This window comes from Streptosporangium sp. OZ121 (genome assembly GCF_051918885.1).
Lineage (GTDB): Bacteria > Actinomycetota > Actinomycetes > Streptosporangiales > Streptosporangiaceae > Streptosporangium.
This window is the reverse complement of the sequence record NZ_JBPXMC010000028.1, coordinates 106,438-120,036: the sequence shown is the minus strand read 5'-3', so window position 1 is coordinate 120,036 and position 13,599 is coordinate 106,438. Positions and strand designations below refer to the sequence as shown.

At 71.3% G+C, this 13,599-nt stretch carries 11 protein-coding genes and 1 pseudogene; 5 read left to right on the top strand and 7 right to left on the bottom strand.

Translation table 11 applies throughout. The features are described 5' to 3' along the window. Window positions 1–521 (top strand): annotated as a pseudogene (locus ACTOQ1_RS34705) (hypothetical protein); the annotation flags it as partial. Window positions 522–577: 56 nt separating this feature from the next. Here the strand turns inward: ACTOQ1_RS34705 and ACTOQ1_RS34700 are convergent. Then, on the bottom strand, window positions 578–2,104 hold the full coding sequence (locus ACTOQ1_RS34700) for an MDR family MFS transporter (protein ID WP_440072203.1): 1,527 nt from the start codon (window positions 2,102–2,104) through the stop codon (window positions 578–580). Between the two features lie 146 nt (window positions 2,105–2,250). Here ACTOQ1_RS34700 and ACTOQ1_RS34695 point away from each other — a divergent pair, with 146 nt between their 5' ends. Then, on the top strand, window positions 2,251–2,868 hold the full coding sequence (locus tag ACTOQ1_RS34695) for a TetR/AcrR family transcriptional regulator (RefSeq protein ID WP_440072201.1): 618 nt from the start codon (window positions 2,251–2,253) through the stop codon (window positions 2,866–2,868). Between the two features lie 68 nt (window positions 2,869–2,936). Here the strand turns inward: ACTOQ1_RS34695 and crcB are convergent, their stop codons facing one another. From crcB to ACTOQ1_RS34670, 5 genes are all read right to left on the bottom strand, one after another. Next, a complete protein-coding gene (crcB, locus tag ACTOQ1_RS34690) occupies window positions 2,937–3,323 on the bottom strand; it encodes a fluoride efflux transporter CrcB (protein ID WP_440072200.1) in 387 nt (128 codons plus the stop codon). Further along, the gene (locus ACTOQ1_RS34685) at window positions 3,320–3,661 is read right to left on the bottom strand and encodes a DUF190 domain-containing protein (RefSeq protein ID WP_440072199.1); all 342 of its coding nucleotides are present in this window, start codon (window positions 3,659–3,661) and stop codon (window positions 3,320–3,322) included. The genes crcB and ACTOQ1_RS34685 overlap by 4 nt, the downstream gene beginning before the upstream one ends. After that, the gene (locus tag ACTOQ1_RS34680; RefSeq protein WP_440072198.1) at window positions 3,658–4,203 is read right to left on the bottom strand and encodes a fluoride efflux transporter FluC; all 546 of its coding nucleotides are present in this window, start codon (window positions 4,201–4,203) and stop codon (window positions 3,658–3,660) included. The genes ACTOQ1_RS34685 and ACTOQ1_RS34680 overlap by 4 nt, the downstream gene beginning before the upstream one ends. A 324-nt stretch (window positions 4,204–4,527) precedes the next feature. Continuing rightward, entirely contained in the window at window positions 4,528–4,701 is a 174-nt protein-coding gene (locus ACTOQ1_RS34675; protein WP_440072197.1) for a hypothetical protein, read from the bottom strand. Beyond that, window positions 4,698–4,850, bottom strand: coding sequence for a hypothetical protein (locus tag ACTOQ1_RS34670; protein WP_440072196.1), 153 nt, complete (start codon window positions 4,848–4,850; stop codon window positions 4,698–4,700). The genes ACTOQ1_RS34675 and ACTOQ1_RS34670 overlap by 4 nt, the downstream gene beginning before the upstream one ends. A gap of 662 nt (window positions 4,851–5,512) precedes the next feature. Here ACTOQ1_RS34670 and ACTOQ1_RS34665 point away from each other — a divergent pair. Continuing rightward, a complete protein-coding gene (locus ACTOQ1_RS34665) occupies window positions 5,513–9,094 on the top strand; it encodes a S8 family serine peptidase (RefSeq protein WP_440072195.1) in 3,582 nt (1,193 codons plus the stop codon). Between the two features lie 120 nt (window positions 9,095–9,214). On the opposite strand, the gene ACTOQ1_RS34660 is transcribed toward ACTOQ1_RS34665, so the two are convergent. Beyond that, complete coding sequence (locus ACTOQ1_RS34660) at window positions 9,215–10,054, bottom strand: SDR family oxidoreductase (protein ID WP_440072194.1); 840 nt, start codon at window positions 10,052–10,054, stop codon at window positions 9,215–9,217. 62 nt (window positions 10,055–10,116) lie between these two features. Here ACTOQ1_RS34660 and ACTOQ1_RS34655 point away from each other — a divergent pair, with 62 nt between their 5' ends. Next, a complete protein-coding gene (locus tag ACTOQ1_RS34655) occupies window positions 10,117–11,094 on the top strand; it encodes a helix-turn-helix transcriptional regulator (RefSeq protein ID WP_440072193.1) in 978 nt (325 codons plus the stop codon). A 343-nt stretch (window positions 11,095–11,437) separates the two neighbouring features. Continuing rightward, window positions 11,438–13,591, top strand: coding sequence for an RICIN domain-containing protein (locus ACTOQ1_RS34650; RefSeq protein ID WP_440072192.1), 2,154 nt, complete (start codon window positions 11,438–11,440; stop codon window positions 13,589–13,591). Window positions 13,592–13,599: the final 8 nt, after the last annotated feature.

Genomic DNA, 13,599 nt, shown 5'->3' with positions numbered 1-13,599 from the left:
TCTTCGAGCTGCTGCCCGACCGCGACCGCTGGCGCGGCGTCGTCCGGGACGTGGAGGAGGCGTTCGCCAAGGAGGGGGCCGGGGCCGCCATGCAGGCCCTCTCCGCCGCGTTCGTGGCGAGCGACGGCGAGCGGGCGGAGGACGCTCCGGCGGGGGGTGACCCGGCGGCCGAGGGGCCGGAACGCGTCCCGGGAGGCGCGCGGGCACCGCAGGGGACACCGGACCCGGAAACGATGGAGATGCTGGGGCGGCTGGAGAGGAACGCGGAGTTCTTCATCGGCTACGAGGTGCCGCCGTTCTCCCGGTACACCCCCGACGGCGCGGCGCTCAGGGCGTCCTCGGTGCGCTTCGTGGCCGCGGTGGGCGAGAAGGCGGAGGGCGAGCCGCCGTACCGGGCCGCCGTCGCCGTGGCCGGCCTGCTCGGCACGCGGCCCACGGCGTTCCCCGGCGACCACGGGGGCTTCGGCTCCGAGCCCGAGGCGTTCGCCGCCAGGCTCCACCAGGTGCTCTCGACCACCTGAGAAGTCCCGCGCGGCGGTCGCGGCGCCGCCCCGTGCCCGGGCCGGCGGACCCCGGGTCAGTCGGCCAGGGCGTCGTTCCCCCGCGTGTCCGGCAGGTCCAGGCTGTCACGGAGCCTGGCCGGCTTGAGGAAGAGCGCGGCGACGACGCCCACCGCGGCGATCCCGGCGGAGACCAGGAAGATGTGCCCGGTGGCGTCGCCGTACGCCGCGCGCACGACGGTCCTCGCGGCCTCGGGCAGCGCCTGGAGGTTGAGGGTGCCGCCCCCCGAGCCGGACGGCCGGATGCCCGCCTTCGCGAAGCCCTCGGCGATGCCGGTGGCCACCCGGTTCGCCAGGACCGCGCCCAGGACCGAGACCCCGATCGTGCCGCCCAGCGAGCGGAAGAAGGTGATGGCACCACTGGCGGCGCCCAGTTCCCGCAGCGGGACGACGTTCTGGATGACCAGCACCAGGTTCTGCATGGACATGCCGACGCCGATGCCGACCAGCAGCATCGCGGCCGACACGAGCACCAGCGAGGTCTCGTGGTCGATCACGGACAGGCCGAGGAATCCGACGGTGAGCACGACGGCACCCGCCACGATGTACGGCTTGACCTTGCCGCTCCTGGACACGAGCGCCCCGGAGACCGTCGAGGACAGCAGCACGCCGAGCATCAGCGGGATGGTCAGCAGGCCGGCCTCGGTGGGGCCGTACCCGCGGCCGATCTGGAAGTACTGGCCCAGGAAGACCGATCCGCCGAACATGGCCATGCCGACCGCGAGGCTGGCCAGGATGGCCAGGGCGGGGTCACGCCTGCGGACGATGTGCAGCGGCACGACCGGCTCCCTGACCCGCGACTCCACCAGCACGGCGACGGCCAGGACGGCGATCCCGCCACCGACCATGGCCGCGGTCTGCCAGGAGATCCAGTCGAAGGAGTTGCCGACGAAGGTGATCCAGACGAGCAGGACGCTCACGCCCGCGGCGATCAGCGTGGCGCCCGCGTAGTCGACCTTGGCGTCCGGCCGCCGGACCGTGACCACGTGGAGCGTCTTGTGCAGCAGGACGAAGGCGACGACCGTGAACGGCACGGCGACGAAGAAGCACCAGCGCCAGCCCAGCCACGAGGTGTCGGCGATCAGGCCGCCGAGGAGCGGGCCCGCCACGGTGGCCACGGCCATCACCGCGCCGAGGTAGCCGTTGTAGCGTCCCCGTTCCTTGGGGGTGATCATCGCGGCGATGATGACCTGGACCAGGACCTGCAGGGCGCCCATGCCGAGGCCCTGGACGGCGCGGAAGGCGATGAGCTGGCCGGTGTTCTGCGCGAATCCGCAGGCCAGCGAGCTCACCATGAAAATGACGATGGAGATCTGGATGAGCAGTTTCTTGCTGAACAGGTCGGCGAGCTTGCCCCATACCGGGGTGGACGCGGTCGCGGCCAGCAGCGACGCGGTGACCACCCACGTGTACTGGGCCTGGGTGCCGTCGAGCGCGCCGATGATCTGCGGCAGCGCCACCGACACGATCGTGGCACTGATCATCGCCACGAACAGGGCGAGAAGCAGACCGCTCAGTGCTTCGAGAATTTCGCGATGGGTCATCGGTTCCGCGCCGGGTGACGCGACCGCTTGCGTGCTCACGCACGACCTCCGATACGGATAATCAGGACAGACCGTGACAACATACATGCCCATTGAGAAACTTTGCGCACTGGGCATGGTTATCCGAGCAGTAGGCTGTTCACGTCATGGAGATCACAGCGGGGTTGCGCGAGCGCAAGAAGGCCGAGACGCGGATGGCGGTCCACGAGGCCGCCCTACGGCTGACCGCCGAGCACGGCCTGGAGCACGTCACCGTCGAGGCCATCGCCGACGCCGCCAACATCTCGCGGCGGACCTTCTCCAACTACTTCGCCGGCAAGGAGGACGCCGTCCTCTACGGCGACGAGCAGCGCATCCGCCTCCTGGTCGAGCGGGTCCGCACCCGCCCCGCCGAGGAGCCCGCCTGGCGGGCACTGCACGCGTCCGTCCACGATTTCTACTGCGAGCCGGGCGGGCCGGACAGGCAGTGGGTGATCCGCGCCCGGCTCGCCAAGAGGCACCCCACGCTCCTGGCCAGGCAGCTGGCCAACCACGCCAACCTCGAACGCGAGCTCGCCCAGGTCATCGCCGAACGCGGCGACGGCGGCTCAGGCCCGCGCGCCCAGGTGATGGCCGCGGCCTTCCTGGTCGCGCTGCGCATCGCCACGCACATGTGGACCGACGAACACGAGTCACGCCCGCTGAACGAGATCATGGACGAGGTTCTCGGCGAGATGGCCCGGCCCTTCGACGGCGACGACCTGCCCGCGCGGCAGGACGCCTGACGCGACGCTCCTCCCCCGCCCTTTCCGGACCGGGCGTCTCCCGTGCTTCCGGGGGAGGGCGAAGGAGGTCACGCGAAGATCGTCTGAGCGAGGGCGAGACCGAGGAACACCGCCCCCAGACCGGCGACGACGGAGGCGACGACGTTGACCACCGCGAAGAGGATCGCGCCGCTCTCGGCCAGCCGCAGCGTCTCGTAGGAGAACGTCGAATACGTGGTCAGCGCCCCGCAGAACCCGGTGCCGAGCAGCAGCTGCACGCCGGTGCCCACCGCGCCGGACAGTGCCGCCCCGGTCAGGACGCCCAGGATCAGCGAGCCGACCACGTTGACGGTGAAGGTCCCCCAGGGGAAGACCGTGTCGTGGCGGGCCTGCACGGCCCGGTCGGTCAGATAGCGCAGCGGTGCCCCGACGGCACCGCCGAGCAGCACCGGAAGCCAGTTCTGCGGCCCGCTCACGCCGGCCGCCCGCCCCGGTGGCGAACGACCTCGACCTCGTCCAGGATGGCCAGCCCCTCGGTGAGGAGGTCGTCCAGCTGTGGCAGGAAGGCGCGGATCCGCTCCTCGGTGTCGACGATCGTGATGGCCACCGGCAGTTCGTCGGCCATCGACAGCAGCCGGCTGGTGTGCACGATCGAGGTGGTGCCGAAGCCTTCGAGGCCGTGGAAGACCGACGCCCCGGCCAGCCCGGCGGCGTGGGCACGGTGCACGATCTCGGTGTACAGGGGTCGGTGGTGCCAGGTGTCGGTGTCGTCGACGAAGATCGTCAACCGCAGCGCCCGTCCGGCCGGAATCATCGCGCTCTCCTCCTCGCGCTCCTCGTTCTCGCTGTCCTCGCTGTCCTGGTCGTCCTCGCCAGGAGCCGGCGGGTGGTCCACGTGCCGGCCACCACCGCGGCCAGCGCCGCCAGGACCGTCGCCGCCAGGTAACCGAACGCCAGACCGGGCCGGCCGGCGGAGACCAGGCGCTCGATGTCCAGGCAGTAGGTGGAGAAGGTGGTGAAACCCCCCAGCACGCCGGTGGCCAGGAACGGGCGTACCCAGGTCGGCGCGGCCCACGCCTCGGTGAGCACGACCAGGAGAACACCGATGAGCAGGCAACCGGCCGCGTTCACCGCCAGCGTGGTCCACGGGAAGGAGCCGGCCGCGGCCGGCCACAGCAGGATGGCGCCGTAGCGTGCCCCCGTACCGATCGCGCCGCCGGCGGCGACCGTCGCCAGGACGAGGCGATGGGAGCGACGCGCCGCGCCGCGCCCGCGCGCACCGGCCGGACCGGGTGGATCCGCGCCGGGGTCGATGGGCTCGGTTGCCACCGTGAACCTCGCCTGGTTCGCACGCATGCCTCTCCCTACACGTGGTGGGTGCCCGGCACGGCTGGGCGGGCACGACCTGTCACGGGTAGGGACCGTTGGCGGCAGCGGGTGCCGCGGTTGGGTGCGGCGGGCCCCACCGCCGCAAGGACCCCGGCATCGGCGGGACCCTCGCCACTCAGCCTAGCGCGGCCGCTTCACGACCACCTGTGCGGCCACTCTCCGGAACCCGTGACCGCGGGAAACGGGACGGAGGCGCGGTTCCGGGAAACGCGCCTCGATGGAGCCTGTCCCCGATCATGAACTCGTCCCACGCCCCCGGCGGCCGCGCGACGGCGGCGATCGTGTCCGATGTCAGCCGCCCGTCCCGGCGTCGCCGGCGGTCACCCGGTCGCCGAATTCGAAGGAGCGGGCGTGGACGCGCCGGCCGACGGGCTCGCCGTCGCCGAGCAGGGCGAGCGTCTCCTCGTCACCGTCGGCGGTCGTCGCCAGGAAGCGGCGGCCGTCGGCGTCGAGCCGCCCGATCACGATGCCGAAGCGGGTGCCATCTCGCGGACCGCGGCCGCCGCGAGCTCGACGGGCGACAGCCGCCGGTAGCCGGGCTCGCCGATCCGCTCGGACGACTGCCCGACGCCCACGAGCACCGGCGTGCGGGGGTCGAGGCCCTCGAAGGTCATCTTCACGCTCCAGCGGGTTCGGGGACGGGCTCCGTCACCGCCCCGGGCGGATGATCGTCCTGGTCACCCGCGAAAGCCGACGCGAACGGGCGCGATCCGTAGCCGAATATTGTTCTTGAACAGGATGGAGCGTATCCCCGCGTTCCGAGGCCGGGCAAACACCGGAACAGCCGCCGCGGCGTTCACCCCCTCCCGAAGCGGCCCGCCGTCCGCGCGAACGTCTCGCCCAGGCCCGCCGGCCGCACGCGAAGGTCCCCGGCGGTCACCGTGCTCGACATACGGCCAGGCCACTCGATCACGAAATGGTGTTGCGGCACCGGGCGGGACGGTCGCCAGACATAAGACAACTGTCCGATATATGACCATATGACTGAAAAGTAAAGAAAATGCGTGTTTCGGTAACAATATAGTAATAACAAGTGCTTTACAGCGCCTGTCCAGAGGTGATCGTATTCGTCCCGATCGCCAACTACGGAGGCAATGTGAGGCTCCCTACCCCCTGGAGCACTGCGGCATCACTCGCCGCAGCCCTGGTCGCTGTCATGGTCACCCCGGTGGTGGCCTACAGCGCCGCTTCACCCCCCACGGTGACACCGGCCCCGGCCGGCGGCGCGCGACCCGCGCCCGTCACGGTAACGCTGATCACCGGCGACAAGGTGAAGGTGACACGGAGATCAGACGGCCCCCCCTTGGTGGACGTCGTACGCGCACCGGGCGCCACCGGCTCGGTGCGCGTCGCCACCGAACGCGGGCACACGTACGTGTATCCCGACGAGGCCGTCGCCTACGTCGCGACCGGCCGGCTCGACAGGCAACTCTTCGACGTGACCCAGCTCATAGACCTGGGCTACGACGATGCGCGCAGCAGTGAACTCCCTTTGATCGTCACCCACACGAAAGACTCGGCCACCCTCAGGGCCGACCGCCCGCCGCTGCCGGGAGCCGAGACCACTCTGAGCCTTCCCTCCGTACGCGGTGCGGCGGTCCGCGCCCGCCGGGCGGAGGCCGCGACCTTCTGGTCGGCCCTCACCGGCGCCGGGCAGCCGCCTTCGGCCCGGGCCGAAGGCACGCCGAAGGCCGCGGTGACACCCCGGTTCACCGCCGGCATCGACAAGGTGTGGCTTGACGGCAAGGCGAAGGCGACCCTCGCCGACACCACGGCGCAGATCGGCGCCCCCGCGGCCTGGGCCGCGGGCGGCACGGGCGCCGGGGTCCGGGTCGCCGTCCTGGACAGCGGGGTCGACCCCACCCATCCGGACCTGGCGGACCGCGTCGTGGCCTCCCAGAGCTTCGTCCCCGGCGAGGAGGTCGTCGACCGGAACGGGCACGGCACCCACACCGCCTCCACCCTGTCCGGCACGGGCGCCGCGTCCGGCGGCAAGGAGCGGGGCGTCGCCCCCGGCGCCGACCTGGTGGTGGGCAAGGTCCTCGACGACACCAACTCCGGGCCGATATCCGGCATCATCGCGGGCATGGAGTGGGCGGCGCGCACCCAGCGCGCCAAGGTGATCAGCATGAGCCTGGGGGTCGGCGTCTGGCACACCCAGGACGATCCGCTGAGCCAGGCCGTGAACCTGCTGAGCGCCGAGACGGGCGCGCTCTTCGTCATCGCCGCGGGCAACAGCGGGCAGAGTCCCTACAGCGTCAGCGCGCCCGGAACGGCGGACGCCGCGCTCACCGTCGGCGCGGTGGACGCCTCCGACCATCTCGCCGGCTTCTCCAGCGCCGGGCCGCGCACGGGCGACGACGGGCTCAAGCCCGACCTGACCGCTCCCGGCGTGGACGTACTGGCGGCGCGCTCGCAGTACATGAACGGGGGCGAAGGTTACTACCGGCTGGAGAGCGGCACCTCCATGGCGACGCCGCACGTCGCCGGTGCGGCGGTGCTGCTGGCCCAGAAGCACCCGGAGTGGACCGGGCGGCAGATCAAGGACGCTTTGATGAGCACCAGCGTGCCGACCCCCGACTACACCCCCTACCAGGCCGGCACCGGCCGGCTGGACGTGGCCGCCGCCTACCTGCGGGACCAGATCGTCGCGACCGGATCGGTGGACGCGGGACTCGTCCCGTGGTCGCCCGGTACGCGGCGGCAGCCGATCAAGCGGGAGATCACCTACACCAACACCACGGGCAGCCCCCTCACCCTGGAGCTCACCGTCGCCCCCGGCGGTTCCCCCGCGCGGACGTTCACGCTCGCCGCCGACCACGTCACGGTGCCCGCCCGCGGGACCTCGACGGTCGGCATCACGGTGGACCCGGACGGGCTCGCGGCGGGTCAGTACGCCGCCCAGGTCAGGGCCCGGCACGCATCCGGTGACGTGCACACGGCCGTGGGCGTCGCCGTCGAATCCGAGAAGTACGACCTCACCGTGCGCCTGAAGGACCGCGCCGGCCGGCTCGTGAACGGCGATGTCGAGATCAGGGGCGCCGACGGGACCAGCGCCTTCATGTGGGTCCAGGACGGGACGCTCACCAGCCGCTTCGCCCCCGGCTCCTACACGGTCCTGTCCTTCCCGGACGTGACGGGTCTGCACGGACCGAACTCCCTCGGTCTCGCGGTGCTGGCCGCTCCCGAGGTCGACCTGACGACCGATCGGGAGGTGGTGCTCGACGCCTCGCGGGCACGCCAGGTGAAGGTGGCGACATCCCGGCCGAGCGCCGTGGTCGACAGCCGGCTCGACATCTACCGCTCCTTCACCTCGAAGGAGCCCACGCCCTACGATTGGGGCGCCCTGCGGGAGACGATCATGCCGTCCGCCACGTATGACAGCCTGTGGGCCCTCCCCACGCAGGAGAAGGTGAAGCAGGGCAGCTTCGTCCTCACCACCAGGATCCGCGCCGAGCAGACCCCGCTGCGGATCACCTACCCCGGCCACCACCTCGGCGGCACCCTCGTCCAGCCCGGTTCCCGGCCGCTGCCGGACGGCACCTCACGGCTGGACGCCGTCTTCGCCGGCACCGGCTCACCGGCCGACTACGCCGGCCTGTCCGCCCGCGGCAAGGCCGTGGTCATCCGCGGCGGCGCCGTGGCCCCGGCGGATCAGGCAGCGGCGGCGCACGCCGCCGGCGCGGCGCTGCTCCTGGTGGTCAACGACGGCGCCGGCCGCGGGAGCGACTGGTACGGCGCCCCCGACACCGTCTCGACCGGCCCGCTCCCGGTCGCCTCGCTGACCATGGACGAGGGGAAGACGCTGATCGACGAGCTCGCCGCGGGCAGGCACGGGGTCCGGCTGACGGTCGAGGCCCATCCCGCGCCGAAGTACCTGTACGACCTGGTCGACTACCACATCGGGCAGGTGCCCGAGGACCCCTCTGCCAAGACGGGTCCGCGTGACCTCGCCCGGATCGATCTCGACTTCACCCCGCCGCCGGGGAATCAGGTCACCGAGTCGCGGGTGGACTACCCGCCCTACGAGTACTACTCGGGCATCCCCTTCGCGCTGAAGCCGGTCGCGCCGGGGCGGCGTACCGACTGGGTCTCCGCCGGGGACGGGGTCAAATGGCAGCAGAACACCGCTCTGGACGGCTGGGGAACGTCGAAGACCGACATCCTGTCCTACCGGCCGGGCAGCGTCCAGCAGGACCGCTGGTACGGCCCCATCTACCGGCCACGCATGATCGGCAGCGACATCCCGTACCGCGGCGAGCACGGGCTCAGCGCCTACATCCAGGGGTTCGGCGACGCGGGAGCCGCGCACAGCGGCGGGTCCGGCCAGTCGCAGAGGGCCACGATGTACCAGGGCGACAGGCAACTGGTCCGGGTCGAAGGCTGGCCCAGGCTCAACGTCGGTGAGCTGGCACCGCAGCGGCTGCCGTACCGGCTGGTGGTCGAGACCGAGAACGACGGCGGGATCAACCCCTACTCCACCGCCACCCGGACCGAGTGGCGCTTCACCTCCGGCGCCCCCGAGGAGGGGGTGCAGGCCGTCCCCCTGGTCCAGCTGGACTACGGGACGGACCTGGACGCCGCAGGCCGGGCGAAGCGCAGAACGGACCTCTCCATCACACCGGTGGTACTCGGCGGCGACCCCGCCCGGGACACGGTCTCCACGGTCGAGCTCGAGGTCTCCTACGACGACGGCGCCGGCTGGCGCCGGCAGAGTCTGAAGGAGAGGAAGGGCACCTGGCAGGCGTCCCTGGACGCACCGCACCGAGCCGAACACGTGTCCATCCGCGTCACCGCCGAGCAGCGCAACGGCGGCGGCGTCACCCAGACCATCACCCGCGCCTTCGGTCTCGAGTAGTCCGGGCCGCAGGATGGGGCGCCGCCGGCAACCGACCGGCGGCGCCCGGGTCATGAAGGATCCGGGGACCGGTCGCGTCGTACCACGAGTGGAACCGGTCCCCGTTCGGCACGAACGGCATCAGCCGAAGGCGGCGGCGTTCTCCCGTACCCACCCGGCGAAGGTCCTGGCCGGTTTCCCGGTGACCTTCTCCACGGTGGGGAGCACGGTGTAGCCCGCCTCGGGCGGGTTGGTCCGCATGGTCAGGAAGAACTCGACGTCCTCGTCGGAGTAGCCGGTCCGGCGCCACTCCGCCACGACCTCGTCCCTGGTGAGCTCGATGTAGCGCACCTCACGGCCGAGGACGTCGCCGATCACGCGTACCTTCTCCGGCGGGGTCAGCGCCTGCGGCCCGGTCAGCCAGTACTCCTGGCCCGCGTGGCCGTCGGCGGTCAGCGCGACCGCGGCGACCGCGGCGATGTCCGCCTCGTGGATCATGGCGCTCCTGGCGTCGGCGAACGCCTCGCGGACGACGCCCTCGTCCCGCACGGACTCCGCCCACTCCAGGGCGTTGGACATGAACTCCACCGGCGCCAGGTGGGTCCATTCCAGGCCACCGGCCTCGACGGCCTCCTCCAGCGGGCTCTTCGTCACGTCCCCCTTGAGCACCGTCACCTTGCGTACGCCGGCCTTCCTCGCCAGGTCCACGATCTCGGCGCCGTTGGTCAGCGGCGCGAAGTCCTCCCCGCTGAAGCCGATCAGGTGCGCGGCGTCGGCGCCGGAGAAGGCGCCGGGCAGGGTCGCGGTGTCGGCCAGGTCGCCCGCCACCACCTCGGCGCCCGCGGGGAGGTTCGCCTTCGCCGGGTTCCGGGTGAGGGCCCGGACCCGGTGTCCCGCGGCCAGCAACTGCTCGACGAGGGGGCGGCCGACGGTGCCGGTGGCACCGGTCACGAGAACGGTCATCGGATTTTCTGTGGTCATGGCGCAGACGTTAGGAGCATTCGCGGTCAGCTCCTGTCCGCGATAGATGGAAAAATCATCTTATGTTGGAAACTTCGGCGCGGTTGCTCCGCCTGCTGGCGCTGTTGCAGGCCCGCCGGGACTGGTCGGGTGCGGAGCTGGCCGGACGGCTGGAGGTGAGCCCGCGGACCGTGCGCCGCGACGTCGACAAGCTGCGGCTCCTGGGGTATCCGATCAACGCGACCGGTGGAGTCGGCGGCGGCTACCAGCTGGCCGCGGGCGCCTCGCTGCCCCCGCTGCTGCTCGACGACGAGGAGGCGGTCGCGGTGGCGGTCGGGCTGCGGACGGCGACCGCGTGCGCGGTCACCGGCATCGCCGAGACCTCCGTACGGGCGCTGGCCAAGCTGGACCAGGTGCTGCCCCCGCGGCTGCGCTACCGGGTCAACACGCTGAGCTCGGCCATGGTGACCATGCCGATGCCGGGCCCCACCGTCGATCCCTCGACGCTGACCGCGATCGCCTCGGCGGTGCGCGACCACCGGCGGCTGCGCTTCGACTACGTCTCCCACGACGGCTCGGAGAGCGTGCGGGACGTGGAGCCCTACCGCCTGGTCAACGGCGGGCGGCGATGGTATCTCTTCGCCTGGGACACCGAGAGGTCGGACTGGCGCAGGTTCCGCGTCGACAGGTTGTCCCCGCGCGTCCCCACCGGCCCCCGCTTCGCTCCGAGGCCGCTTCCCGACGACGACCTGGCCGGGTACTTCGCCAGGGGCATGACCACGGACCGCCACCGCTACCGGGCCGTGCTCACCATGCACGCCTCGGCCAGGGCGGTGGCCGAGGAGGTTCCCCCCACCATCGGCGTGGTGGAACCCGTGGACGACGACACCTGCGTCCTGCGCATCGGCTCCGACAGCCTCGACCATCTCGCGGTCTGGGTGGCCGCGTTCGGCTTCGAGTTCGAGGTCCACGAGCCGCCCGAGCTGGTGGAGCATCTGCGGACGCTGACCGCCCGCCTGCACCGGGCCGCGTGGCGGGACTCGTCCGGGACGCCCGCGTAACTACTATTTGTAAACTTTCCTATTGACAAGCCTCCTGCCCCCCGTGTTTGATCCGATTTAATTTAAGAGCTGAAGTTACCGGGGCGCTCCTTCGAGCCGATGGAACGGATCCCGGGTCCGCCACCTCGCCGTACGGGCCGGCGGTGTCCGGCGCCAGGGCGCGCGCACCGCGGCACAGGAAGAGAACACCACAGAGAAGAGCCACCGTGACCCCGCAGCACCCCCCACCGCCGCTCCCGGGCGCGGTCGCCGCGCCGGCACCCGCCACCACCGGTTCCGCCGGGGCACCGCCCCGGCGAACCCGTATCTCACCCGCGTCCCGACGGGATTCCAGGAGGACCGGATGAGGCACATCCTCATGGCGCTCGCCGTGGTCGCGGCGTTCCTGGTCGTGCCGCCCGGCACGGCGCAGGCCGCGCCGCCGGCCGGGCTCACCACCGTGATCAGCCGCAACAGCGGCAAGTGCGTGGACGCGCGGGCCGCCGCGACCGCCAACGGCACCGTCGTCCAGCAGTACGCGTGCAACGGCACGACCGCCCAGCTCTGGCGGTTCCAGCCGACCAGCGGCGGGTTCCACCGGGTCGGCAACGGCAACAACGAGGCCCAGGCGTGGGACGTCACGAACGTCTCCACCGCCGACAGCGCCCCCATCCAGCTCTGGTCGTACTCCGGCGGCAACAACCAGCAGTGGCAGGCCGTGGAGGAACCCGGCGGCTTCTACCACTTCGTCAACCGGCACAGCGGCAAGTGCCTCGACGTGCCGGGCGCCTCGACAGGGGACAGCGTGCAGCTCCAGCAGTACACGTGCAACGGCACGACCGCCCAGTCCTTCAGCCTGGGCAGCCCGCCGCCGACCGGGAACAACCCCGACCTCGGCCCGAACGTGAGCGTCTTCGACCCGTCGACGCCCACCGCGACCATCCAGGCCAGGCTGAACTCGGTCTTCAGCCAGCAGCAGACCAACCAGTTCGGCGGCAACCGCTTCGCCCTGCTGTTCAAGCCCGGCTCGTACTCGGTGGACGCCAACATCGGCTTCTACACGCAGATCGCCGGCCTCGGCCTGTCCCCCGACAGCGTCACCATCAACGGTGGCGTGCACGTCGAGGCCGACTGGTTCCAGGGCAACGCGACCCACAACTTCTGGCGCGGCGCCGAGAACCTGTCGGTCACCCCGCCGTCGGGCACCGACCGCTGGGCGGTCTCGCAGGCCTCCTCGTACCGGCGGATGCACCTGCGCGGCAACCTGCAGCTCGACGACGGCGGCTGGTCGAGCGGCGGCTTCATCGCCGACTCGAAGATCGACGGCCAGGTCAGGTCGGGCTCGCAGCAGCAGTGGCTGTCGCGCAACGCCGAGTGGGGCAGTTGGACCGGCTCCAACTGGAACATGGTGTTCGTGGGCGTCGACAACCCGCCCGCGGGCAACTTCCCGGACCCGCCGTACACCAGGGTGGCGACCACGCCGGTCGTGCGGGAGAAGCCGTTCCTGTACGTCGACCAGGCCGGCGCCTACCAGGTGTTCGTACCGGCGCTGCGGACGAACTCCGTCGGCACCACGTGGACCGGCGGCAACCCGGCGGGCACCTCGATCCCGATCGATCAGTTCTTCGTCGTCAAACCCGGCCACACCGCGGCGGACATCAACGCGGCGCTCGCGCAGGGGCTGAACCTCCTGTTCACCCCCGCCGTCTACCACCTCAACGACACGATCAGGGTGACCCGGGCCAACACCGTCGTGCTCGGCCTGGGCCTGGCCACGCTGATCCCCGACAACGGCGTGACCGCGATGACCGTCGCCGACGTGGACGGCGTCAAGGTGGCCGGGCTGCTCATCGACGCGGGCACGACCAACTCGGCCATGCTGATGCAGGTCGGCCCCGCGGGATCGTCGGCGAGCCACGCCGCCAACCCGACGTCGCTGCACGACGTGTACTTCCGAGTCGGCGGCGCGGCCGTCGGCAAGGCCACCCAGAGCCTCGTCGTCAACAGCGACAACGTGATCGGCGACCACCTGTGGATCTGGCGCGGCGACCACGGCAGCGGCATCGGATGGAACAGCAACACCGCCGCCAACGGGCTGACCGTCAACGGCGACGACGTCACGATGTACGGCCTGTTCGTCGAGCACTACCAGCAGCATCAGACCGTCTGGAACGGCAACGGCGGCCGGACGTACTTCTACCAGAACGAGATGCCCTACGACCCGCCCAACCAGGCCTCCTGGATGAACGGGAGCACGCAGGGCTACGCCGCGTACAAGGTGGCCGACTCGGTCACCACGCACGAGGCGTGGGGTCTGGGCAGCTACTGCTACTTCAACGTCAACCCGGGCGTCGTGGCGGCCCGCGCGTTCGAGGTGCCGAACACGCCGGGCGTCCGTTTCCACAACATGGTGACGGTGTCACTCGGCGGCGTCGGCACGATCCGCAACATCATCAACACGACGGGCGGACCGTCCAACTCCACCACCAACGAGGCCAACCTGGTCAACTACCCCTGACCGCACCT